Source organism: Pseudoalteromonas sp. AWM4_233 (genome assembly GCF_056158285.1).
Map to the genome: position 1 here is coordinate 1,744,814 of NZ_JBSWSZ010000001.1, position 24,736 is coordinate 1,769,549.

General features: G+C 39.6%; 23 protein-coding genes and 1 tRNA gene. 18 read left to right on the forward strand and 6 right to left on the reverse strand.

From position 1 onward, the window contains the following. Window positions 1-246 precede the first annotated feature (246 nt). Together ACXAC4_RS07750 and ubiG are read right to left on the reverse strand one after the other, a co-directional pair. The gene (locus ACXAC4_RS07750; RefSeq protein ID WP_475160369.1) at window positions 247-891 is read right to left on the reverse strand and encodes an HAD family hydrolase; all 645 of its coding nucleotides are present in this window, start codon (window positions 889-891) and stop codon (window positions 247-249) included. Continuing rightward, complete coding sequence (ubiG, locus tag ACXAC4_RS07755) at window positions 891-1,601, reverse strand: bifunctional 2-polyprenyl-6-hydroxyphenol methylase/3-demethylubiquinol 3-O-methyltransferase UbiG (protein ID WP_475160371.1); 711 nt, start codon at window positions 1,599-1,601, stop codon at window positions 891-893. Before ubiG ends, ACXAC4_RS07750 begins: the two co-directional genes overlap by 1 nt. A 178-nt stretch (window positions 1,602-1,779) precedes the next feature. Here ubiG and gyrA point away from each other — a divergent pair, with 178 nt between their 5' ends. The 9 genes from gyrA (at window position 1,780) to pyrF (ending at window position 12,060) form a co-directional block, all read left to right on the forward strand. Beyond that, entirely contained in the window at window positions 1,780-4,464 is a 2,685-nt protein-coding gene (gyrA, locus tag ACXAC4_RS07760) for a DNA gyrase subunit A (protein WP_475160373.1), read from the forward strand. A 105-nt stretch (window positions 4,465-4,569) separates the two neighbouring features. Then, window positions 4,570-5,649, forward strand: coding sequence for a 3-phosphoserine/phosphohydroxythreonine transaminase (gene serC / locus ACXAC4_RS07765; protein ID WP_475160375.1), 1,080 nt, complete (start codon window positions 4,570-4,572; stop codon window positions 5,647-5,649). Continuing rightward, window positions 5,649-6,929 (forward strand): 3-phosphoshikimate 1-carboxyvinyltransferase, encoded by a 1,281-nt coding sequence (aroA, locus tag ACXAC4_RS07770; RefSeq protein ID WP_475160376.1) that lies wholly within the window; start codon window positions 5,649-5,651, stop codon window positions 6,927-6,929. The genes serC and aroA overlap by 1 nt, the downstream gene beginning before the upstream one ends. A 154-nt stretch (window positions 6,930-7,083) precedes the next feature. Next, window positions 7,084-7,797: a (d)CMP kinase gene (gene cmk, locus ACXAC4_RS07775; RefSeq protein ID WP_349287301.1), complete on the forward strand. Its 714-nt coding sequence runs from the start codon at window positions 7,084-7,086 to the stop codon at window positions 7,795-7,797. Window positions 7,798-7,889: 92 nt separating this feature from the next. Continuing rightward, window positions 7,890-9,557 (forward strand): 30S ribosomal protein S1, encoded by a 1,668-nt coding sequence (gene rpsA, locus ACXAC4_RS07780; RefSeq protein WP_058029725.1) that lies wholly within the window; start codon window positions 7,890-7,892, stop codon window positions 9,555-9,557. A gap of 58 nt (window positions 9,558-9,615) precedes the next feature. Continuing rightward, window positions 9,616-9,906 (forward strand): integration host factor subunit beta, encoded by a 291-nt coding sequence (gene ihfB, locus ACXAC4_RS07785; RefSeq protein WP_138482285.1) that lies wholly within the window; start codon window positions 9,616-9,618, stop codon window positions 9,904-9,906. Window positions 9,907-9,920: 14 nt separating this feature from the next. Next, window positions 9,921-10,187, forward strand: a complete 267-nt coding sequence (locus ACXAC4_RS07790; protein WP_475160381.1) for a lipopolysaccharide assembly protein LapA domain-containing protein — start codon at window positions 9,921-9,923, stop codon at window positions 10,185-10,187. Beyond that, the gene (locus ACXAC4_RS07795; protein ID WP_475160383.1) at window positions 10,187-11,323 is read left to right on the forward strand and encodes a lipopolysaccharide assembly protein LapB; all 1,137 of its coding nucleotides are present in this window, start codon (window positions 10,187-10,189) and stop codon (window positions 11,321-11,323) included. The genes ACXAC4_RS07790 and ACXAC4_RS07795 overlap by 1 nt, the downstream gene beginning before the upstream one ends. A 32-nt stretch (window positions 11,324-11,355) precedes the next feature. After that, window positions 11,356-12,060: an orotidine-5'-phosphate decarboxylase gene (gene pyrF, locus ACXAC4_RS07800; protein WP_475160385.1), complete on the forward strand. Its 705-nt coding sequence runs from the start codon at window positions 11,356-11,358 to the stop codon at window positions 12,058-12,060. Window positions 12,061-12,167: 107 nt separating this feature from the next. On the opposite strand, the gene ACXAC4_RS07805 is transcribed toward pyrF, so the two are convergent. Then, on the reverse strand, window positions 12,168-13,004 hold the full coding sequence (locus ACXAC4_RS07805) for a CvfB family protein (protein WP_475164078.1): 837 nt from the start codon (window positions 13,002-13,004) through the stop codon (window positions 12,168-12,170). Next, the gene (locus ACXAC4_RS07810) at window positions 13,001-14,326 is read right to left on the reverse strand and encodes a DEAD/DEAH box helicase (RefSeq protein ID WP_475160387.1); all 1,326 of its coding nucleotides are present in this window, start codon (window positions 14,324-14,326) and stop codon (window positions 13,001-13,003) included. Before ACXAC4_RS07810 ends, ACXAC4_RS07805 begins: the two co-directional genes overlap by 4 nt. Window positions 14,327-14,524: 198 nt before the next feature. Between ACXAC4_RS07810 and trhO the strand changes: the two genes are divergently transcribed. The 5 genes from trhO (at window position 14,525) to ACXAC4_RS07835 (ending at window position 17,278) form a co-directional block, all read left to right on the forward strand. Beyond that, window positions 14,525-15,514: an oxygen-dependent tRNA uridine(34) hydroxylase TrhO gene (gene trhO / locus ACXAC4_RS07815; protein WP_475160388.1), complete on the forward strand. Its 990-nt coding sequence runs from the start codon at window positions 14,525-14,527 to the stop codon at window positions 15,512-15,514. Between the two features lie 113 nt (window positions 15,515-15,627). Next, window positions 15,628-15,999 (forward strand): hypothetical protein, encoded by a 372-nt coding sequence (locus tag ACXAC4_RS07820; protein WP_138568563.1) that lies wholly within the window; start codon window positions 15,628-15,630, stop codon window positions 15,997-15,999. An 84-nt stretch (window positions 16,000-16,083) separates the two neighbouring features. After that, window positions 16,084-16,174, forward strand: a tRNA-Ser gene (locus ACXAC4_RS07825). Window positions 16,175-16,223: 49 nt separating this feature from the next. After that, complete coding sequence (locus ACXAC4_RS07830) at window positions 16,224-16,595, forward strand: hypothetical protein (protein ID WP_475160390.1); 372 nt, start codon at window positions 16,224-16,226, stop codon at window positions 16,593-16,595. A gap of 65 nt (window positions 16,596-16,660) precedes the next feature. Continuing rightward, window positions 16,661-17,278, forward strand: a complete 618-nt coding sequence (locus tag ACXAC4_RS07835; RefSeq protein ID WP_138482268.1) for an FKBP-type peptidyl-prolyl cis-trans isomerase — start codon at window positions 16,661-16,663, stop codon at window positions 17,276-17,278. Between the two features lie 156 nt (window positions 17,279-17,434). On the opposite strand, the gene asnS is transcribed toward ACXAC4_RS07835, so the two are convergent. After that, window positions 17,435-18,832, reverse strand: coding sequence for an asparagine--tRNA ligase (asnS, locus tag ACXAC4_RS07840; protein ID WP_475160392.1), 1,398 nt, complete (start codon window positions 18,830-18,832; stop codon window positions 17,435-17,437). A gap of 230 nt (window positions 18,833-19,062) precedes the next feature. Here asnS and ACXAC4_RS07845 point away from each other — a divergent pair, with 230 nt between their 5' ends. Next, the gene (locus ACXAC4_RS07845) at window positions 19,063-19,497 is read left to right on the forward strand and encodes an ATP-binding protein (protein ID WP_349287292.1); all 435 of its coding nucleotides are present in this window, start codon (window positions 19,063-19,065) and stop codon (window positions 19,495-19,497) included. 90 nt (window positions 19,498-19,587) lie between these two features. Here ACXAC4_RS07845 and ald read toward each other — a convergent pair whose 3' ends face one another. Beyond that, window positions 19,588-20,709 (reverse strand): alanine dehydrogenase, encoded by a 1,122-nt coding sequence (gene ald, locus ACXAC4_RS07850; RefSeq protein ID WP_058029738.1) that lies wholly within the window; start codon window positions 20,707-20,709, stop codon window positions 19,588-19,590. A 144-nt stretch (window positions 20,710-20,853) separates the two neighbouring features. Between ald and lrp the strand changes: the two genes are divergently transcribed. The 3 genes from lrp (at window position 20,854) to lolA (ending at window position 24,733) form a co-directional block, all read left to right on the forward strand. After that, complete coding sequence (gene lrp, locus ACXAC4_RS07855; RefSeq protein ID WP_130254308.1) at window positions 20,854-21,333, forward strand: leucine-responsive transcriptional regulator Lrp; 480 nt, start codon at window positions 20,854-20,856, stop codon at window positions 21,331-21,333. A 157-nt stretch (window positions 21,334-21,490) separates the two neighbouring features. After that, on the forward strand, window positions 21,491-24,100 hold the full coding sequence (locus ACXAC4_RS07860) for a DNA translocase FtsK 4TM domain-containing protein (RefSeq protein WP_475160395.1): 2,610 nt from the start codon (window positions 21,491-21,493) through the stop codon (window positions 24,098-24,100). Then, window positions 24,101-24,733: an outer membrane lipoprotein periplasmic chaperone LolA gene (gene lolA / locus ACXAC4_RS07865; RefSeq protein WP_475160396.1), complete on the forward strand. Its 633-nt coding sequence runs from the start codon at window positions 24,101-24,103 to the stop codon at window positions 24,731-24,733. The last annotated feature ends 3 nt before the right edge of the window (window positions 24,734-24,736 follow it).

The following is a 24,736-nucleotide window of genomic DNA, read 5'->3' on the forward strand; positions in this document are numbered from 1 at the left end:
GGGGTTCAATTTAATTTGCAATAGCAAGGTAAATGCACAAATGTGGATAAGTTTGGGATAAATAAAAAGTGTTAGTAACTATTAACCTTTTGAGGTTTGACGCAAGTAACCTCAGCAGGAAATCAATAAAAATGATGCGATTTTTAAAGAAAATAAAAAAATATTTATAGTGTTTTCTTAATGAGCAGCTTGTGGTGATGAAAGAGCCAAAACACTAGATGTAGTGTTTTGGCGTAAATATGAGCACTAGATATGGTCTAGCACTAAAAGAGGGTTAGTTAAATTTAGATCTGCTTGCCAACTATACGCATCTTCAAGACTTGGGATGTATCCCCATAAAGCACAGGCAGAAGTCATACCAGCCGCTTTTGCTGCTTGAATATCTCGTTGTGCATCACCGACATAAAGGCATTCTGATGAACTAATACCTAATTGTTCTGCTGCATATAATAATGGCTTAGGTGAAGGCTTTGCTTCATCTAATGTGTCTCCACAAACAATAACTTCAATTTCTTTAAGTTCTGAAATTTGCCCAATTAGTGGTAAAGTCAGGAATGTTGGCTTATTTGTCATGATTGCGACTTTTATATCATCATTAATTAAAGATTGAATTAATGCTGGTACACCATCAAAGCAATCCGTATGCACTGCAATGTTAGCTTCATAATGATCAAGTACATCTTGTCTTAAGCGAGCTAAATCAAATTCAGCGAGACGACTACCAAAGCCAACATCTAAGAGCGCTTTTACGCCATCAGAAATAGCAGGGCTATATACCTCTCGAGAAACAGCAGCAAGTCCATTTATTTCAAGAACGTGGTTTAAAGCAGCCCCCAAATCGTCAGTGGTGTCGAGTAGGGTGCCATCTAAATCGAATATGACAGCCTTCATTAATCAAGTTTCTCGAAATGTAGTAAGTAATTCACACTGACATCATCATTTAAGGTAAATGTTTTATTGATTGGGTTATAATTGATCCCCGCACTTGCGCGAACTTTAAGGCCTGCTTTTTCAGCCCAGCCGATTAAAACAGAAGGGCGAATAAACTTATCGTGCTCATGTGTACCCTCAGGTACCATTTTTAGAATTTTTTCTGCACCGACGATTGCAAGTAAATACGCTTTAATCGTTTTGTTTAGCGTAGAAAAGAACACACTTGCGCCAGGCTTTGCCATTTGTGCAGCAGCTTGGATAATAGATTCTGGATCTGGGACGTGCTCAAGCATTTCCATACAAGTTACTACATCGAATTGCTCAGTATTGTTTGCTGCAAATTCCTCAGCGGGTACTTTTATATAGTCAACTTTTACACCCACTTCTAAAGCGTGCAGTTTGGCAACATTGAGTGGCTCTTGGCCTAAGTCTATACCGGTCGCTTTGGCTCCAAGTTTCGCCATGCTTTCAGTTAAAATACCGCCACCACAGCCGATATCGACAACTTGTTTATCAAATAAACCATTAGATTTGTCATTAATAAAATCGAGACGTAATGGATTAATATCATGAAGGGGTTTAAATTCTCCTTCTGTATCCCACCATCTTTCTGCGATGCTCTCAAATTTCGCAATTTCTTGTGGATCTACATTTTGATGCTCGGTCATAAAAAACTTCCTCGTGAATCTGAGCGCATTTAAATTGGATTATTTCAAAATCACACGGATTTTGCGCCTGTAATAATAATAAATCTGTGTTAGCATGAGCGTTGATATTAATAATAACTTAATCTCTAGGGCACTTGATAGTGCTAATAGAGATAGACTCTGAAGGAAAGTGCAATCAATGACTGATCTCGCCAATGAAATCCTCCCGGTCAATATCGAAGACGAGTTAAAAAATTCATACCTAGATTACGCGATGAGTGTAATCGTAGGTCGTGCATTACCAGACGTACGTGACGGTCTAAAGCCTGTTCACCGTCGTGTATTATTTGCCATGAATGAGCTTCGTAACGACTGGAATAAGCCTTATAAGAAGTCGGCTCGTGTTGTCGGTGATGTTATCGGTAAATACCACCCGCATGGTGACAGTGCTGTATACGACACGATTGTTCGTATGGCTCAGCCTTTCTCTCTACGTTATATGCTGGTTGACGGTCAAGGTAACTTTGGTTCTGTTGACGGTGACTCAGCTGCTGCGATGCGTTATACCGAAGTACGTATGGCGAAAATGTCGCATGAACTATTAGCTGATCTTGAAAAAGAAACCGTTGATTATGTACCTAACTACGATGGTACAGAGCAAATCCCTGATGTTTTACCAACTAAGGTACCTAATTTATTAGTAAATGGCTCATCGGGTATCGCTGTAGGTATGGCGACAAATATCCCACCTCATAACTTAACTGAGGTGATCAACGGCTGTTTAGCGCTTATTCAAAACCCTGATTTAACGATTGAAGAGTTAATCGAATATATCCCAGGTCCAGATTTCCCAACTGCCGCGATTATTAACGGTAAGAAAGGCATCGAACAAGCATACAAAACGGGTCGTGGTAAGATTTACATTCGTGCGCGTGCTGAAATTGAAGTGGATGAAAAAACTGGTCGTGAAACGATCATCGTTCATGAAATCCCTTACCAAGTTAACAAAGCGCGTTTAATCGAAAAAATCGCTGAGCTTGTAAAAGATAAGAAAATCGAAGGCATTAGTGCACTTCGTGACGAGTCTGATAAAGACGGTATGCGTATCGTTATTGAAGTTAAGCGTGGTGAAGTGGGTGAAGTGCTATTAAATAACCTTTACGCACAGACACAAATGCAAACGGTATTCGGTATGAATATGGTTGCACTTGATAATAACCAACCTAAGTGTTTCAACTTAAAAGAAATGCTTGATGCGTTTATTATCCACCGTCGTGAAGTTGTAACTCGTCGTACTGTATTCGATTTACGCAAAGCGCGTGATCGAGCGCATACACTTGAAGGTTTAGCAATTGCACTTGCTAATATCGACCCAATTATTGAGTTAATTCGTAAGTCTCCAACGCCATCGGAAGCGAAACAAGCGCTTGTTTCTCGTCCTTGGGAGTTAGGCACTGTTAAAGCTATGCTTGAAAAAGCAGGTGAAGACAATGTAGCACGTCCGGATTGGTTAGCAGCTGAACTAGGTATCCGTGACGGTCAGTACTATTTATCAGAGCAACAAGCTCAAGCTATTCTTGACTTACGCTTACACAAGCTAACAGGTCTTGAACATGAGAAGATCCTTGGTGAATATCAAGAGCTATTAGACCTAATTGCTGAACTTCTTTATATCCTTTCTTCACCAGAAAGATTAATGGAAGTTATCCGTGATGAATTAGTTGAAATCAAAGAGCAATATGGTGATGAACGTCGTACTGAGATCAGTGCTGCTGCTCACGATATTAGCCTTGAAGATCTGATCAACGAAGAAGATGTTGTTGTAACACTTTCTCACGAAGGCTATGTAAAGTATCAGCCATTATCTGATTACGAAGCACAGCGCCGTGGTGGTAAAGGTAAAGCTGCAACTAAGATGAAAGATGAAGACTTCATCGAGCGTCTGTTAGTTGCAAATACACACGACACCATTTTGTGTTTCTCAACAGCTGGTAGAATGTACTGGTTGAAAGTGTATCAATTGCCACTCGCATCACGTCAAGCACGCGGTAAGCCAATCGTTAACTTGTTGCCACTAGAAGCTGATGAACGTATCACAACCATTTTACCGGTTCGTGAATATGAAGATGACAAGTATGTATTAATGGCAACGGCAAACGGTACTGTTAAGAAGACACCTTTAACAGCGTATAGCCGTCAACGTGCAAGCGGTATTATTGCAATCAACCTTAACGAAGGTGATAACTTGATCGGTGCTGACATCACAGATGGTAGCAACGATATCATGCTATTCACAGATCATGGTAAGGTAGTTCGATTCAACGAAAAGCTTCGTGATTCAGAAACAGGTGAAGTTAAGATTGATCCTGATACTGGTGAAGAAATGCTTGCTTTACGTCCTATGGGTCGTACAGCAACCGGTGTTCGCGGTATTAAGATGCCTGACGGTGTTAAAGTTGTATCATTGATCGTACCTAAGAATGACGGTGCAATTTTGACCGTTACTGAAAATGGTTATGGTAAACGAACACCTCTAGAAGACTACCCAGCGAAGAGCCGTGCAACACAAGGTGTTGTATCAATTAAGGTATCTGAGCGTAACGGTAACGTAGTAGGTGCGGTGCAAGTTGAAGATAACCATGAAATCATGATTATCTCAAACCGAGGCACGCTTGTACGTACCCGTGTTAACGAAGTTTCTACTGTCGGCCGTAACACACAAGGCGTTATTTTGATAAGAACTATTGACGAAGAACAAGTAGTTGGTTTACAACGTATCGAAGAAATCGAAGTTGATGAATTACCTGAAGACGGTTCTGAAGCAGTAGTGCAAGATAACCCAGAAGGTACACAAGAGAGTAGTGAAGAAACTCCAAGTGAATAAATCTTAAAAAGCGGCTTCGGCCGCTTTTTTTAACTCTAAAAAGCGTGAAGTTATTTATAACGATAACTCAATGCGTTCACAAATATACAGTTTAGGAATGAGGAAATGACGGTATATAACTTTTGTGCTGGTCCGGCAATGTTGCCACCAGAAGTAATGAAAAAAGCACAACAAGAATTTTTAAATTGGCAGAACCTAGGTGTATCTGTCATGGAAGTGAGCCACAGAGCTCAGCCTTACCTAGAAATGGTAAAAGAGTGCGAAGCAAGCCTTCGTCGTTTAATGAATATTTCAGATGAATTTGAAGTTTTATTTATGCATGGCGGTGGTCGTGGCCAGTTTGCTGCTGTGCCTTTAAATCTTCACCTAGATGAAGCACCTGGCGTATATGTTGAGAATGGTATTTGGTCTAGTGGAGCAACTAAAGAAGGTGCTAAATTTACTGAAGTAGACGGCATTAATATTCGCACTGATGTAGATGGCCAATTCGATATTCAGCCAGTTGCACAGTGGAACTTGCCTAAAAAAGCGTCGTTTATTCATTATTGTCCTAACGAAACAATTGATGGTATTGAGATATACGACGTGCCAAAGCACGATGCACCTATCGTGGCAGATATGTCTTCAATGATCTTGTCACGTGAAATCAATGTAGATGATTTTGATTTAATTTATGCTGGTGCTCAGAAAAATATCGGCCCTTCAGGCTTATGTATTGTTATCGTGCGTAAAACCTTGTTAGAGCGAGAAGGCTTACCCCGTCCAGCTATCCTTGACTATGCGATTGAAGCAAAACAAGGCAGTATGTATAACACACCGCCAACTTTTGCTTGGTATTTAGCAAGTGAAGTATTTCAATACCTAGAGTCGATCGGTGGAGTTAAAGCAATGGAAGCGCATAATAAGAAAAAAGCAGCGATCCTATATGAGTATATTGATAGCTCAGACTTCTATTCTAATAAAGTTGCTACACACTGTCGCTCACTGATGAATGTCCCATTCTGGTTAAAAGATGATGCATTAAACGATAAGTTCCTAACTGAAGCTGAAAACGCAGGGTTACTAGCCCTAGAAGGACATAGATTTGTTGGCGGTATGCGTGCAAGTATTTATAACGCAATGCCAGTAGAAGGTATTGAAGCTCTAGTCGCGTTTATGGATAAATTTGCACAGGAAAATAGTTAATGGAACAACTTACCTTAAAGCCAATTAAACAGGTAAGTGGTTCTGTAACCTTACCTGGCTCTAAAAGCCTATCGAACCGAATCTTGCTGCTTGCAGCACTTGCTGATGGTGTGACGCAAGTCACTAACTTGCTTGATAGCGATGACATCAGGCACATGCTAAAAGCGCTTGGGCAGTTAGGTGTTAAGGTGGAGCTTAACGAAGACAAGACCATCGCAACTGTTCATGGTGTTTCAGGTAAATTCAAAACGCCAAATGAACCACTATTTTTAGGTAATGCTGGTACTGCATATCGTCCTTTGACAGCTGTTTTAGCCGCTATTGAAGGCAATTATGAGCTTATTGGCGAGCCTAGAATGGAAGAGCGCCCGATAGGTCATTTAGTTGATGCATTAGATTCTATTGATGCAGATATTACTTACCTTAAAAATAAAGATTATCCACCATTAAAAATCCTTGGTAAAAAGCTATTAGGTGGATATGTAGAAATTGATGGCAGTATTTCAAGTCAATTTTTGACAGCGATTTTAATGGCTGCACCTCTATTCGATGGCGATTTAAATATCAAGATCATTGGTGAATTAGTTTCCAAACCTTATATCGATATTACAATTGGTGTGATGGAAAAATTTGGTGTGCAAGTAGAAAATGACAACTATCAGCATTTTGTTGTTAAAGCTGGTCAAGGCTATCAGTCACCAAATAGCATTATGGTAGAAGGAGATGCATCATCTGCGTCATACTTTATTGCAGCTGCAGCCATCAATGGTGGAGAAATAGAAATCAATGGCGTCGGCAAGGCAAGTGTACAGGGCGATATTGATTTTGCAAAAGTTATGGAGCAAGTTGGCGCTAAGATCGATTGGTATGATGAAAAGCTTGTTGTACGTAAAGGCGAGTTAAATGGCGTTGATATCAATGCCAATGCAATTCCTGATGCTGCTATGACATTAGCGACAGTGGCACTGTTTGCTAAAGGCAAAACGGCTATTAGAGATATATACAATTGGCGTGTAAAAGAAACAGATCGTCTACATGCGATGGCAACTGAATTAAAAAAATTAGGTGCTGAAGTTGTTGAAGGGAATGACTTTATTGAGGTTACACCACCTGAAACATTGAATTTAGTTGATATTGATACTTATGATGATCATCGAATTGCCATGTGTTTTTCAATGGTCGCAGTGGGCGGCCAAGAAGTAATCATTAATGATCCAAAATGTACGGCTAAAACCTTTCCAACATACTTCGATGTACTTGCTTCATTGAGCTCTCATTAATCTCCCAAGATCTTGAAAAAGCAGGGTTATAACATTATAGCCCTGTACCTCAATTATATTATTTAACAAAAAGTTACAGCTAAAACAGGATCTATTCATAAAACATGATGTATAATGCCGCGGAATTTTTTGGTGAGCATTTCAGGAGGTTTAAATGCAGGCTGCAATGCCAGTTATCACCGTTGACGGTCCAAGTGGTTCAGGTAAAGGAACTGTTTGCCGTTTATTAGCTGAAAAATTGAATTGGGAAGTGCTAGATAGTGGAGCTATTTACCGTGTTTTAGCGCTTGCTGCAATTCATCACCACATAGAATTAGACAACGAAGAAGCATTAGTGCCTCTTGCTGCTAATCTTGATGTGCAATTTCCAATCGACCGTGAAACCAAATCATGTAAAGTGATCTTAGAAGGCGAAGACGTTAGTTTAACGATCCGAAATGAAGAAGTGGGCGCTGCTGCATCAAAAGTTGCTGCGTTACCACGAGTTCGTGAAGCTTTGTTGCGTCGCCAGCGCGCATTTAGAACCGAAGCAGGTTTAATTGCAGATGGTCGTGATATGGGCACAGTTGTATTTCCAAATGCAGAAGTTAAGATTTACCTTACAGCAAGCGCAGAAGAGCGTGCTCAACGTCGTTTTGACGAGTTGAATGGTCGTGGGTTAAATGTTACACTAAGTGGTCTTCTTGCTGATATTCAAGCGAGAGATGACAGAGATATGAATCGAAAAGTAGCGCCGTTAGTGCCTGCTGAAGACGCCATTGTAATTGATACGACAACATTAAACGCTGAACAAGTGTTTAATGAAGTTCAAAACATTCTTGAACAAGCCGTCATTAATGGTAAGTTAAAACAATCTCTTATAGCATAGATTTTTAATGTACTGACAGGAAGCCGGTGCTTGTTAAACTACCCCATGCGGCATGGTTGCCAATTGGATTATTAAATATTTAGAGACGTATAATGTCAGAAAATTTTGCGCAGTTATTTGAAGAAAGCCTAAAGGGTTTTGAAGCAGAACAAGGTTCAATCGTTAAAGGTACTGTAATCTCAATCGAGAACAACATCGTTCTTGTTGACGCTGGCCTTAAATCTGAAAGTGCAATCCCTGCTGAGCAATTCAAAAATGCTGCTGGTGAACTAGAAGTTGCTGTTGGTGATGAAGTAGACGTAGCACTAGATGCTATCGAAGATGGTTTCGGTGAAACTATCCTTTCTCGTGAGAAAGCTAAGCGTCACGAAGCTTGGATCCGTCTTGAAAAAGCATGTGAAGAGCAAGAGACTGTTACTGGTATCATCAACGGTAAAGTTAAAGGCGGTTTCACTGTTGAAGTTGATTCAATCCGTGCATTCCTACCTGGTTCACTTGTTGATGTTCGTCCAGTACGTGACACAACTCACCTTGAAGGTAAAGAGTTAGAGTTCAAAGTAATCAAGCTTGACCAGAAGCGTAACAACGTTGTTGTTTCTCGTCGTGCAGTTATCGAGTCTGAAAACTCACAAGAGCGTGATGAACTACTTGCTAACCTTGTTGAAGGTCAAGAAGTTAAAGGTATCGTTAAGAACCTTACTGACTACGGTGCATTCGTAGACCTAGGTGGTGTTGATGGTCTTCTACACATCACTGACATGGCTTGGAAGCGCGTTAAGCACCCAAGTGAAATCGTTAACGTTGGTGACGAAATCGCAGTTAAAGTACTTAAGTTCGACAAAGAGAAGACTCGTGTTTCTCTAGGTCTTAAGCAGCTTGGCGAAGATCCATGGGCAGCTATCGCTGGCCGTTACCCTGAAGGTGCTAAGCTTTCAGGTCGTGTTACTAACCTAACTGACTACGGTTGTTTCGTTGAAATCGAAGAAGGTGTTGAAGGTCTAGTTCACGTTTCAGAAATGGATTGGACTAACAAAAACATCCACCCTTCAAAAGTTGTTTCACTAGGTGACACTGTTGAAGTTATGGTTCTTGAAATCGACGAAGAGCGTCGTCGTATTTCTCTTGGTCTTAAGCAGTGTATTGCTAACCCATGGCAAGAATTTGCTCGTCTTCAAAACAAAGGCGACCAAGTTACAGGTAAGATCAAATCAATCACTGACTTCGGTATCTTCATCGGTCTTGAAGGTGGTATCGACGGTCTTGTACACCTATCTGACATCTCTTGGAACACTCCAGGTGAAGAAGCGGTACGTGAGTACAAGAAAGGTGACGAAATCACTGCAATCGTACTTCAAGTTGACCCAGAGCGTGAGCGTATCTCACTAGGCGTTAAGCAAATTGAAGCTGATCCTTTCAATAACTACCTAGACGCAAACAAAAAAGGTGCTATTGTTAAAGGTAAAGTGACTGAAGTTGACGCGAAAGGTGCAACTGTTGAGCTTATCGAAGGTGTTGAAGGTTACATCCGTGTAGCTGACATCGCTCAAGAGCGTGTTGAAGATGCAACTACTGTTGTTTCTGCAGGCGACGAAATTGAAGCTAAATTTGTAGGTGTTGATCGTAAGAACCGTACTATCAGCCTTTCAGTTAAAGCTATGTTCGAAGCTGAAGAGAAAGAAGTTCTTGAGAAGCTGAAGAAAGAAGAGCCAGCATTCGAAAATGCAATGGCTGCAGCTTTCAAAAACGCTCAGAAAGACTAATTTCGAGTACAGATAGAAAGGGCACTTTTGCCCTTTCTTTTTATTTTGAGGAAAAATTATGACAAAGTCAGAATTGATAGAACAGTTAGCTGAACAACATATTCATATTCCAGTTAAGGACGTTGAAAATGCCGTTAAAGAGATTCTTGAACAAATGGCAGGGTCATTAGCAGAATCTGAACGAATTGAAATTCGTGGATTTGGTAGTTTTTCACTACATTACCGTGCCCCTCGTACAGGTCGTAACCCAAAAACTGGTGAAACAGTCGAATTAGATGGTAAACACGTCCCACACTTTAAGCCTGGTAAAGAGCTTAGAGACAGAGTAAACGCAAGTATTGCTGGTTAAGGGTAGGGTAGCAGTTGGTAAAGATCGCCAAAAAAGGATTGTTGTTAGTTCTAATAGTTTTAGCTTTTGTAATAGGTTCACAAAACCCTTCAGAAGTACAAGTAAACTATATATTAGCGAGTAGCACTTTACCTCTTGCCACTATTCTCGCAATCACATTTATTATTGGGTTGTTGATTGGTTGTTTAATCGGCACTGCTTCGGTTTCTAAACTAAAATGGCAGAATTACCGTTTAAATAAAAAAGATAAAGTAAACGCTGGTCAGATAAATACTCAATAATGATAGAACTGCTGTTTTTACTTCTTCCTGTTGCTGCTGCTTACGGTTATGTAATGGGTAAGAATAGTGCTAAGAATCAAGCTCATGAATACAGCAGAAAAATAACGTCCGAATATAGTAAAGGGCTAAAATTCTTACTAGACCGTGAAGAAGATCAGGGTCTTGAACACCTCATTCAACTTCTTGAAGTTTCTGCCGACTCTGTCGAGCATTACCTAACATTAGCCAGCTTATTTCGCAAACGAGGCGAAATAGATAGAGCAATCAAAATTCATGAACTTCTTCTTAATCAGCCAAATTTAGATGAACGCATCATGTCTGATTGCAGACTTGAGCTCGCGCAAGATTACATAATGGCTGGCTTATTAGACAGTGCTGAAGAGCACTTAATTATTCTAGTCAAGTCGAATAACACGCAAGCGCTAGAGCCAATTATTAATTTGTATTCACAAATGAGCGAATGGCAAAAAGGCGTGAATATGTTTGAAGCACATAGTGACTTATTTAGTAAAAGAAGCCATTGTGCAGCAATCGCAAACTTTTATTGTGAAACTGCATTATCTAACCAAACGCCTAAATTAATGGAAAAAACGTTTGCACTTAATCATAAAACTATTCGCCCTATGTATGAACTTGGTTTTGATGCTTATAACAATGAAGATTATGTAAAGAGTATATATTATTGGCGAAAACTCATTTGTAGTTTTACTGATACTGCACCAATCTATATGGAACAGTTAGAGCATAGCTATAATGCGCTAAATTTAAAGTCGCAATACAATGAACTAATCAGTGAGTTATTACCAAAAGGAGGCATGTTAATAAAAATTAAGCACTGCCAATCTTTATTGGAATTAAACAAAGCCAATGAAGCGATAGAATTTCTAACTGATAGTTTAAAACGTGAGCCATCAATTAGAGGTTTTAGTTACTTATTAAAACTGCTGAGTAGTAAAAACCACAAACTACAAGATGTATTAAATGAGATAGATCATTTAGTTACATCCTACATAAATACTAAACCAGAGTATCAATGTCGTCACTGTGGTTTTACAAGCCATAAATTATATTGGCTTTGCCCTTCTTGTAAGCATTGGGAAACTATACGACCAAATAAAGGTGTTGATGGTTTTTAAGGCTTACTTAACTTTATTCGATTAGGATTATTATGTCTCAACACGATTCTAAAAAAGTATTAATTGCGCTTGATTACGATAATGAACAAGCAGCATTAGACTTTGTTAAGCAACTTTCTCCTCAAACGTGTCGCCTTAAAGTCGGTAAAGAAATGTTCACCTATTTCGGCCCTCAGTTTGTTAAACAATTAGTTGACTTAGGTTTTGATGTATTCTTAGACCTAAAATTCCATGATATTCCTAATACAGTTGCTAAAGCTGTAACAGCCGCTGCTGAGCTAGGTGTGTGGATGGTTAACGTGCATGCAAGTGGTGGTCTAGAAATGATGCAAAAGGCAAAAGAAGCCTTAGCTAAATATGAAAATGGTCCATTACTGATTGCGGTGACTGTTCTAACAAGTATGGATCAGGCACAACTATCACGTCTAGGTGTTGATAAAACTCCACAAGACCAAGTTTTATACCTTGCCAAGCTTGCTAAAGAAGCTGGTCTTGATGGTGTCGTATGTTCAGCTCAAGAAGCTGAAAGTTTAAAAACTGAATTAGGCGTTGATTTCAAATTAGTGACACCAGGCATCCGTCCTGTTGGCGCAGATGTTGGCGACCAAAAGCGTATTATGACACCAAAGAAAGCGGTCGAAGCAGGAAGTGATTATTTAGTAATTGGTAGACCAATTACTAAAGCCGAAGATCCTGTTAAAGCGTTAGAAGCCATTAATTTGGAAATTAACGCTTAAATTGACTGACGAAACGATAAAAGGCAGCGCAAGCTGCCTTTTTCTTAAAAATTGTTGTTTATACCAATCCGTTTAACTAAATGATTAAGTGTTATTTAGGATTCGTATTACTGTTTTTTCAAAGAAATAGACTTGGCTTCGATATCAATTAAGCCTTGTTTAAATAAGCCACCGATGGCTTTTTTAAAGTTTGCTTTACTTGATCCAAAACGTTTCTTAATTTCTTCAGGATCTGATTTATCGCCAAGGGGAATAAAACCCTCTGAGTTTTTAAGTTCAGACAAAATCTGCTCACCAAGGTCCTTAAACTTTTGCACGCCTTGCTTTTCAAGTACGACATCTATTTTGCCATCTTCTCTAACTTGTTTGATAAAGCCTTTTAATTTCTGACCGATAAACAGTCTTTTGAAAACGGTATTAAAAAACACCACACCTGTATGGCTGTCATTAATGATAACTTTAAAGCCAATATCCGTTTTAGAAGCAACGATTAAATCGACTTCTTCGTTTGGTTGATATGACGGTGTTTCTTTGTCTAAAAATTTCTTTAAGTTACTAGATGCACAAATACGTTTACTTGCATTATCTAAATATAACTTAACAAGATAGCTATAGCCTTCACGCATTTTTGGCTTTTGTTCATTGTAAGGAGATAAAATATCTTTATCGATACCAATATCTAAGAAAGCACCAATCTTATTTATTTCTTTAACTCGTAATAAAGCAAAATCACCTACTTGAGCTATTACATCTTTAGTCGTAGCAGTAGGGTGACCTAAATTATCTTGGTAAATGAACACATGAACGCTATCACCTTCTTCTAAATACTCTGGTACTTCAGATTTTTTCAGAAAAACTTCGCCTAGTTGACCGCCGTCTAAATAAGCACCTTCAGCGCAAAGCTCAGTGATTTGTAAATGTTGTTTTGTGCCTAACATAATTATTCCTCAGTTGGCTTGGGCTTACGTCTTAATGGTGCTGCACCATCTACGTCAAATGGCGCAGGGATAGGTTTTTTATTTTTCTTAATCGGTTTTTTATATGGTTTTTTCTTAACCTTTTTAACCGTATCTTTTGATTTATGGTTAATTTTTTTGGCTGGTTTTGGTGGTCTAAGACCTTTAAATTTACCTTCTAACCCTTCAATGACTTTAAAATCAGGGATTTCGTGTAAATATGACTTAATGGCTAGGTAACTCTTCCAATCTTTAGGACCTACAAATGATACTGCGACACCTTTAAAGCCGGCACGCCCGGTACGACCGATTCGGTGGACATATTCTTCGGCTTGTTTAGGGAGATCGAAGTTAATAACGTGTGTAACGCTTAATAAGTCAAGACCACGTGATGCAACGTCTGTGGTCACTAATACTTTAAATAAGCCGCGACTAAAAGAGTCCATGATGTCTAAGCGTTTGGCTTGCGTTAAATCACCCGCAAGACCTACTGCAGAGATATCCATTTCTTTAAGCAGTTCACTAATGCGCTGAGTGTCGTTTCTTGTGGCTGTAAAAATGATGCATTGACCAACAGATTCATCAGTCACTAAATGTTTGAGAAGTGCTTCTTTGTGATCAAGATGATCAGCAAAATATAGTGCTTGCTCAATGTCGTCGTGTTTCTGTTGGGCATCATTCAAAATGATGCGTTTTGGTGCTTTTAAGAGCTGACGAGAAGTGACTTCAACTTGTGCATGATCTAAAGTCGCTGAAAATAGCAATGTTTGTCTTAGACGATGATCAGCAGATTGGTTGATTAAGTTTAATTGTTCTTCGAAACCTAAATCTAACATGCGGTCAGCTTCATCGAAAATAAGCAGTTCTAAACCATTTAATTGTACTGTGTTTTGAGATAGATGATCAGCTAAGCGACCAGGGGTAGCTACAACAATGTGTGGATTCTTACGAAGTGCTTTAACTTGGTCGTTAAAGTTCTCACCGCCAAGGATTTTCACTAATGAAATATTAGTGCTTGCAATTAACAGTCGGCATTGATTAAAAACTTGTGTCGCGAGTTCACGTGTAGGTGCAATGATAAGCGCTCTTGGATCGCGCTTACTTAGTGCTTTTTGTTTCATTATTCTGTGCACTGCAGGCAGTAAGAAAGCTAATGTCTTACCAGAGCCAGTTTTAGATTGTGCAAATACATCGTGACCTGCGATTGCAGTCGGAACGGCCTGAGCCTGAATTTCAGTAGGTGAAACTATCCCTTGGTGCGAAAGTTGTTGAGCCAAGCGGCTATCAATACCTAATTCGGTAAATTGCAAAGTTACTACTCCAAATAAAGTTTAAGCAGCAATTATATCAAACAGAGTTCTGCAACACAGGGATATTTTAGCTTTATTCGTGCATTTTTTTGTTAAATCCGTACAATACCGCCTCCGGCGCCGGATTTACGATCCGGTAGTTAGCTATTAGTCGTGCTTAAGAACTAATAGCCTTATTCAAAGCTAATTAGGAATATTATGTCTGCTCAATATGTTGTATGTGCACTTTATAAATTCGTTTCATTACCAAACTTCAAAGAAATTCGTCAGCCTCTTATAGAGGTTATGGAAGCAAATGAAGTACGTGGTACTTTGCTGCTTGCTGCTGAAGGTATTAACGGTACTGTAGCTGCAAAGCGCGAAGGTATTGATACATTACTTGCTTGGTTAGATGCGCAACCAGGTTTAGATAATATTGTTTCTAAAGAGTCTTACGACGAAACGTGTCCGTTCTATAGAACAAAAGTAAAACTTAAAAAAGAAATCGTGACTATGGGTGTAGAAGGTATCGACCCGTTAAAAGTGGTTGGTTCTTATGTTAAGCCACAAGATTGGAACGCGCTTATTTCGGACCCAGATGTTGTGGTTGTTGATACACGTAATGATTACGAAATTGAAATCGGTACATTCAAACATGCTATTGACCCAAACACTAAGACTTTCCGTGAATTCCCTGAGTGGGCAGAGAAAAACTTAGACCCTGCTAAAAATAAAAAAGTAGCGATGTTCTGTACAGGCGGCATTCGTTGTGAAAAGTCGACTGCTTATATGAAAGAGCAGGGCTTTGATGAAGTTTACCACTTAGAAGGCGGCATTCTTAAGTACCTTGAAGAAGTACCGAAAGAAGAATCTTTATGGGAAGGTGAGTGTTTTGTATTCGATAACCGTGTAGCCGTCGATCATGACTTACAAAAAGGTCAATACGATCAGTGTCATGCTTGTCGTATGCCGATCACCGAAGAAGAAAAACAAAAGCCTGAATATGAAGAGGGTGTTTCTTGTCATCACTGTATTGATAATGTAACTGAAGAGCAGCGTGCACGCTTCGCTGAGCGTCAAAAACAAATGAAATTGGCGCAAGAGCGTGGCGAAGGCCATATAGGCCATGAAGCTCAAGAAGCTTTATTACAGCGCAAGCAAGCAAAACAGCAGCAAAAAGAAGCGCAACGAAAAGCTTTAAAATCATAATTAAGAAAGCGCTCAATTGAGCGCTTTTTTGTTGCCCGAGACGGTTGTTTTATAGCCAGTATATTTGTTAGTCTTATAAAGATATTAATAATAATAAAAACATGTGACACTTTATGGGCAATCTATTTTTAAAAGAAAAAGAGAATTGGTGGGTTTGGTTATTGTGGTCCGCAATAGGGGCTGCTCTTTCTTACTATTCATCTTATGTCACGGAACAAGTTCAATATTTATTTCTTCCAGCATCATTTTTACTTTTAGTGCTTACTTGGTGGATGAATTATAGTAAACGCTATGAATTTTCAAGAGCTTTTAAAGTGTTACTTTTTGTTGGGAGCATTTCATTTGCTCCCCTTTTATATACACAAAATTATACATTAGATGAGATCACAAAATTATTTGTTGATTCAGCGTTTGTACTCATAAGCTTAACTTGCGTGAGTTTAATGGGCGCATTCATAGCAAAACGACCTAAACAGTATTATTAGTAATCAAACAATTCAATATTGGTTCTTTTTTTAAAATAGTACTTTACAAGGTTTATAAAACTCTCTATTATTCGCGCCAACAACGGAGAGATGGCTGAGTGGTTGAAAGCACCGGTCTTGAAAACCGGCATACGTTAATAGCGTATCTAGGGTTCAAATCCCTATCTCTCCGCCACCTCATTCCCAAAACCGCCTTTAGGCGGTTTTTTTCGTTTGGAGGAAGTATGAAACTTGATTTGGTAAAGCGTTTTTCACTTTGGATCATTTTTAGTTTTTTCTATGTCAGTGGCTTGGAAATGGCATTGCAATTATCAATCGATGCACAACAAGACCCTAACCTTCTTAACACCGTTCTCTACACATTTCTGTTTAATCTATTAGTTGGTCACTTAATTGTGAAGTACGAAAAAGTATGGCCAATATTCTGCGCAATAATAGTTGGTGCTTTTGGTATCATTGGCTTTGGCTATTTTTTTACAGAGCAACTCATCGACTACAGCAAAGAGTTAAAACTTTCATTAGTACTGAGCTTACCTTTTGCAACATTTGTTGTGATAGAACTAAAAAAATTAATGGATAAGCAGCAAGCAGAGTAACCTTTATCTCAATCTGCAGTGTGTTACACTGCAACATTCTTTAAATTAAAAAAGCGAAAATTTACATGTCTGATTTATTTAATACAGGTGCAGAAAAAGCAAGCTACGGTATCGGTCTTCAAATGGGCGAGCAGCTTAAAGCTAACCCTTTCGACGGTCTTAACCTTCACTCAGTGTTTGAAGGTATGAAAGATGCGTATGCTGGTGAAGCACTTCGTGTTGAAATCCCTGAAATTCAAGCTGCATTTGAAGCAATCAATGCAGAAATTCAAAAGCGTCGCGAAGAAGAAGCTAAAGTATTAGCTGCTGAAGGTACGGCTTTCCTAGAAGACAACGCTAAGCGTGCAGAAGTAACTGTTACTGAGTCAGGCCTACAGTACGAAGTACTAGCAACAGGTGAAGGTGACAAGCCAGCTGCAGATTCAACTGTACGCGTTCACTACCACGGTACATTAATTAACGGTACAGTTTTCGACAGCTCTGTTGAGCGTGGTCAACCTGCTGAGTTCCCAGTAAATGGTGTTATCAAAGGTTGGACTGAAGCACTTCAACTAATGGCGCCAGGTGCTAAGTTCCGTCTTTATATCCCACATGACCTAGCTTACGGTGAGCGTGGTGCTGGTGCATCAATCGCACCATTCTCAACACTTGTATTCGATGTTGAGCTATTAGAAGTTCTATAATTAAGAATTTACCACTTTTTCAATTTCACTCAGTGAATTGAATCAGCTATAAAAATCCTCGTTTTTACGGGGATTTTTTTGCATAAGATTTTGGTTCATCTTTTAGTCTCACACAAAAAAAGCGCCAATTTGGCGCTTTTTTTAATCTAGTGCAGATTAGTAGTTTGCATTGCCTTTAGTACGAGGGAAGGCGATAACATCACGTACATTGCCCATACCTGTTACATAAGCAACCAAGCGCTCAAAGCCTAGACCAAAGCCTGAATGAGGTACTGTACCGTATTTACGTAGATCGCGGTACCAGCTATAGTCTTCTTTGTGAAGACCCATCTCTTCTAAACGTGCATCTAGTACATCTAAACGCTCTTCACGTTGAGAGCCACCGATGATCTCACCAATACCTGGTGCTACAACGTCCATAGCTGCTACTGTTTTGCCATCTTCATTCTGGCGCATGTAGAATGCTTTAATGTCACGAGGGTAGTTTTTAATTACTACTGGAGCTTTAAAGTGTTCTTCAGCAAGATAACGTTCGTGCTCAGATTGTAAATCTACACCCCATTCAACTGGGAACTCAAATTTCTTACCACAGTTTTCAAGGATTGTGATTGCATCAGTATAATCAACTTGTGCGAAATCTTTTTCAACAAACTCTTCTAAACGAGAGATCGCTGTCTTCTCGATACGTTGTGCGAAAAATTCCATATCGTCACGACGTTCATCAAGTACTGCTTTAAATACATACTTAAGCATATCTTCAGCAAGGCTAGCGATGTCTTCTAAGTCAGCAAATGCTACTTCAGGTTCTACCATCCAGAACTCAGCAAGGTGGCGAGACGTATTTGAGTTCTCGGCACGGAACGTTGGGCCAAATGTGTAGATTTTTGACATCGCACTTGCATATGTTTCGCCATTTAACTGACCAGAAACAGTTAAGAAGGCTTCTTTACCGAAGAAGTCTTCAGTGTAGTCAATGTCACCTTTATCCGTAAGCGGTAGGTTCTGCATATCTAATGTTGATACACGGAACATTTCACCCGCACCTTCACAGTCACTCGCTGTGATGATTGGTGTACTGATCCACATGTAACCACGTTCGTGGAAAAAACGGTGAATGGCTTGTGATAAACAGTTGCGAACACGTGTCACAGCACCAATTACGTTTGTACGAGGACGTAAGTGCGCATGTTCACGTAAGAATTCGATACTATGGCGCTTTGCAGCCATAGGGTAGGTATCTGGGTTTTCAACTAAACCGATAACTTCAACTGTATCAGCTTGAATTTCGAAAGCTTGACCTTGACCCTGAGATTCAACCAGCTTACCCGTTACGCTAACTGAGCAACCTGTAGTTAAATTGGTAACTTCATCATAATTATTGAGCGAATTCGGAACAACTGCTTGAATAGGGTTAAAACAAGAACCGTCGTGTACGGCTAAGAAAGAAATACCTGCTTTAGAATCGCGGCGTGTACGGATCCAACCTTTTACTGTTACTTGGCTGTCTACCGCAACGGTGCCTTTAAGTAGCTCCGTTATCGCTATGTGGCTCATCTTCACTCCAATGATTTAGTTACTCTAATAATTATTTAAACTGTCGTACCCTTTGGTACGAGGGCATTATCTTACCTGTGATGAGCAAATAAAAAAACCATTTATGACAACTCTTTTCAGGTCAATTGCACTAAATAACACTATATATATAAGTATCATGACTAATTTGCATAAATATGGCATCATTGGCGTATATTCAGTGATAAAAATAAGTAATTAGTTGAGAGGCAATGAAGCAAGTTTTTATTCTAAGAGGGCTCCCAGGTTCAGGCAAAAGCCATTATGCACAAAACTTAGTCGATGAACTCGTCGCAGGTGATGAAACACAATACACGATTTGTGCAACAGACGATTATTTTTATAACGAACAAGGTGAGTATCATTTCGATAAATTCAAGCTATCAGAATTTCATAATTTGAATCTTGCTCGTTATATCAATGCGCTTGCTGAGGGTATCCCACTTGTGATTGTTGATAACACTAATATTAAAAAATGGGAGTTTGTAGCATATGCACAAGCAGCCCATGCGTTAGGTTATCAAGTTAAAGAAGTGGTGGTGGGTGAGATCAAAGATAAATCTTTGCAGCATTTGTATGCTAAACGAAATACCCATGGTGTAGCATTAAGAACCATCAGTAAAATGGCCTATATGTTTGAGTGGTAATACTTGGTTAAATATTTAGATTTAACTTCTGTAATTAAATAAAATAAAAAAACCCGCTGAAAGCGGGTTTTTTTTCATTCTACTTATAGATTAAGCATTTTCTAGTGCAGTGCGAGCATCTACGAATTCCATGTTGAAGCCTTCAGCAACTTCTTTACATGTAATTTGACCGTTGATCACGTTTAAGCCATTCATGAAGTGATCGTCTTCAAGAAGTGCAGCTTTATAGCCTTTGTTCGCAAGCTTGATGATATACGGTAACGTTGCATTGTTTAGTGCAAACGTTGAAGTACGTGGAACAGCACCAGGCATGTTAGCAACACAGTAGTGAACAACGTCATCAACGATGTATGTTGGTTCAGCGTGTGTAGTTGCTTTAGAAGTTTCAATACAACCACCTTGGTCGATTGCAACGTCAACGATTGCAGAACCAGGTTTCATGTTCTTGATGTGTTCAGCAGTCACTAGTTTTGGTGCTGCAGCGCCTGGGATAAGAACACCACCGATTACAAGGTCAGCTTCAAGTACGTGCTTTTCTAAAGCGTCAGCAGTTGAGTATACAGCTTTAACACGGTTACCGAATTGCGCGTCTACACGACGAAGAACGTCAACGTTACGGTCAAGAACAACAACATCAGCACCCATGCCTACAGCCATTTGTGCTGCATTGTTACCAACCATACCAGCACCGATAACAACTACTTTAGCAGGCTCAACACCAGGTACACCACCTAGAAGCATACCACGGCCTGCATTTGATTTTTCAAGTGCCTGAGCGCCAGCTTGAATAGACATACGGCCTGCAACTTCTGACATTGGCGCAAGAAGCGGTAAACCACCACGAGCGTCAGTTACAGTTTCGTATGCGATACAGATAGACTTGCTCTTAACAAGGTCTTCAGTTTGTGGAAGATCTGGTGCAAGGTGAAGGTAAGTGAATAGGATTTGACCTTCACGTAACATAGCGCGCTCAACTGCTTGAGGCTCTTTTACTTTAACAATCATGTCTGCTTTTGCAAAAACATCAGCAGCTGTTGGTAAGATTTCTGCACCAACTGCAATGTAATCTTCGTCAGTAAAACCAATGCCAATACCAGCATTTGTTTCAACAACAACTTGGTGGCCGTGGTTAATTAATTCACGAACACTTGCTGGAACCATACCAACACGGTATTCATGGTTTTTTATTTCTTTAGGTACACCGATAAGCATAATAATCGCCTCACATATAAGAACGGGATAAAATTTTCGACTATTATATTGGTCATTAGCTAGCATGTCCTACCTTTTTTGGTGTATCTTCTAGATATAAATTCTAAAAAGTATCGTATGGCAGATTAAAACTCTGAAAAGCACATGTACCAACAGTTAGATCGAATAGACAGAAACATTTTAGTAGAACTTCAGAAAGATGGCAGACTTTCAAATGTAGAGTTAGCAAGGAGAATTGGACTTAGTGCAACGCCCTGTTTAGAGCGAGTAAAAAAGCTAGAGCGAGAAGGCTATATAAAGGGGTATAAAGCAGTTGTTGACCCTGCTAAGTTAGGACAGGGGCTGTTAGTTTATGTAGAAGTAACGGTAAATAAGAATAGCCCTGATGTATTCGATAAGTTTAATCAAGCAGTAAGGCAGCATGATGAAATAATAGAATGTCACTTAGTGTCTGGTAATTTTGACTTTTTACTCAAAACACGAGTAACAGATATGTCTGAGTATCGAGGTGTTTTGGGCGACATACTGCTGCAATTACCAAATATAAGTGAAAGTCGCACTTATGTTGTTATGGAAGAGGTAAAAGGGGAGCTCGGAGAAGTAATAAAACCCTGTGAAGCTTAGTTATTTCTTGGTATTGTTATAGTTATTACAAAAGCGTGCTTAAGCGCTTATTCAGATAAAAAAGATTTTAATATCCAAAAGTTTAGATTTACCAAAAAAGCATCAACTGCACTCAAAAAAAATCTAAACCAAGGCAAACTAGGGGTAAACGCACTTTATGCGTCTTAATGGAATTCAAAGGCTACTTGAAACTGGCCTGATCGTCAGCACATTCACGGCACTATTCACTTTATGTGCCTTGATAAGCTTTGACCCATCTGATCCTGCTTGGTCTCAAACAGGTGAATATCTTGAAGTAAAAAACATCACAGGCACAGCAGGTGCATGGGTTGCTGATATTTTGCTCGTAAGTTTTGGTTGGATGGCGTTTTTAGTGCCTGCAGCCATTCAATTGACTGGATATTTACTCTTTAAGAAGCCACACAAGTTATTTCACCTTGATTACGTCACTCTAGCTCTAAGACTGATTGGTCTAGTTTTGTTTGTTTCTTCAGCAAGTGCAATAAGTAGCATTAATTTTGATGATATCTATCATGTGTCATCAGGTGGATTTATTGGTGACGTCGTTCGTGATGCGATGATCCCAGCATTTAAATTCACGGGCACTTCAATTATTTTATTATGCTTTTTCTTTGCAGGGTTAACCTTAATGACAGGGGTTTCATGGGTTGAGTTTGTTGACTACATTGGTGAAAAGGTTATTCAAGCTTGTCGTTTATTATTCAACAAGTTCCAAGACTTCCAATCAAACAAGCAAGCACAGCCTGTTGTTAGACAAGAAACTGAAGTTCAGTTAGATGAAATGACAACTCTTGAAGATATGTCAGATAAAACCGAAATCACCCATGCTGAATCTGACATTACTTCTCAACAATCGCTAGAACAAAAAACAATTGCGAAATTAAAAGATAGACTATTTGCTAAGCAAACTGAGTCAGAAACAATTCAAGACACTAAAAGCAAAGTAATAAAAAGTGAACCTATTGTTGAGAGTTCAAGTTTGGGTAACTCTCGAGCTGATGTATTTGATGAATTAGATGATATTCTAGAGCAAGAAATCAACTTTTCAGCGATTGATGACGACGACTTTGATGCCTCTAGCGCGTTACAAGGGTTAGACGATGCACCTGTTCTAGCTCAAGAACCAGAAACCCGAGTTCAGTCTCCTGCAAGACCGCTCAAGCCAAAAGCAGAACCTGAAAAACCAGTTTTCGTGCCAGAGCCAACAGCGAAAGAAAAGTTTGAAGAATTGCTGAATGCTGAGCCGCCAAAGGATCCTCTTCCATCACTCGATTTATTAGATAGGCCTGATAAACAGAAAAATCCTATTTCAAAAGAAGAATTGGATGCCGTTTCTCGTCTTGTAGAAGTGAAGCTACTTGATTTTAATATTCAAGCGAGTGTAGTAGGGGTGTACCCAGGTCCCGTTGTCACGCGATTTGAGCTCGATTTAGCACCGGGTATTAAAGTTGCGAAAATCACCGGACTTGCAAAAGATTTAGCTCGTTCACTATCAGCGGTTAGTGTTCGAGTTGTAGAAGTGATCCCAGGTAAAACCTATGTTGGTCTTGAATTGCCAAATAAACATAGAGAAATTGTACGCCTTTCAGAGGTAATTAACGCCCCTAAATTTGAGCAAAACCCATCGCCATTGACCATGGTTTTAGGTAAAGACATTGCCGGTCAGCCTGTAGTGGCGGATTTGGGCAAAATGCCACACCTATTAGTTGCGGGTACAACGGGTTCAGGTAAATCTGTTGGCGTAAATGTCATGATTTTGAGCTTGCTCTACAAGTCTCCGCCAGAAGATGTGCGTATGATCATGATAGACCCGAAAATGCTAGAGCTTTCTGTTTATGAAGGTATTCCACATTTACTATGCGAAGTTGTCACAGACATGAAAGAAGCGTCAAATGCACTGCGATGGTGTGTTGGCGAAATGGAACGACGTTACAAACTCATGTCAGCACTTGGTGTCCGTAACTTAAAAGGCTATAACCAAAAAGTTCTTGCGGCCAAAGAAGCGGGTCAACCAATATTAGATCCGCTGTTCAAAGACACAGACGGCATGGCGAATGAGCCTGAAGAGCTTGATAAACTGCCTAGTATCGTTGTTGTGATTGACGAGTTTGCCGACATGATGATGATTGTAGGCAAGAAAGTTGAAGAGTTGATTGCTCGCATAGCACAAAAAGCACGTGCTGCAGGTATTCACTTAGTGCTAGCAACACAAAGACCGTCTGTTGATGTTATTACGGGTCTTATTAAAGCGAATATTCCAACTCGTATGGCTTTCCAAGTATCAAGTAAAATTGACTCTCGTACCATCTTAGATCAGCAAGGGGCGGAAAACTTACTTGGCATGGGTGACATGCTGTATTTACCACCAGGAACCAGTGTACCAATTCGTGTTCACGGCGCGTTTGTTGACGACCACGAAGTACATGCTGTTGTAAATGACTGGAAAGCCCGTGGTAAGCCAAATTATATCGAAGAAATCTTATGTGGTGATGCCACTGAAGATATTTTATTACCGGGTGAAACACCTGAAGGAGCCGACGACGAATCTGATCCACTTTATGACGAAGCCGTTAACTTTGTCATTGAATCTGGCAAGGTATCTGTTTCGAGTGTGCAGCGTAAGCTTCGTGTCGGTTATAACCGAGCTGCTCGTTTAGTTGAACAAATGGAAGCGTCAGGTGTCGTAAGTTCACCTGGGCACAATGGTGCTCGAGAAGTATTAGTCCCTAAAGGGGGAGTAAATTAAATGATGAAAAAAACACTATTATCAAGTTTAATCGGTTTGTCTTCGCTGTTTTTGTCACAAGCCGCATTTGCAGATGCTGCAATTGAACTTAAAGCTAAGCTCTCTGAAATGACGACGTTTAAAGCGAGTTTTAATCAAAAAGTAACGGATGAGCAAGGTGAAGTATTACAAACTGGCTCGGGTAACTTAGCGCTAGCACAGCCTTTAAAAATTCATTGGCAACAACAAGAGCCTGACTCAACCATGTTAGTGTCTGATGGTCATCGTGCTTATTATTACGATGAATTTGCAGAGCAAGTGACCATTATGGCTAGCCTTAACCTAATCGAAACAACGCCTTTTGTGTTATTAACTACAAATGCAAAAACACAATGGGAAAAATATCAGGTTTCTAAGACTAAAGATAATTACAAAATCATCCCTAAATCGACAACCGATTCGCAAGTAGAATCGTTAGAGCTACAGTTTAATACTGACAAACAACTTTCAAAAATATTGGTGGTGGATTTATCAGGTCAATTAACTGAGTTTAAATTTTCTGACATCAAATTAAACGGTACTTTAGACAGTAACCTGTTTAACTTTACCATTCCTAAACATGTTGTAATAGACGACCAAACTCAAAGTGAATAGGTT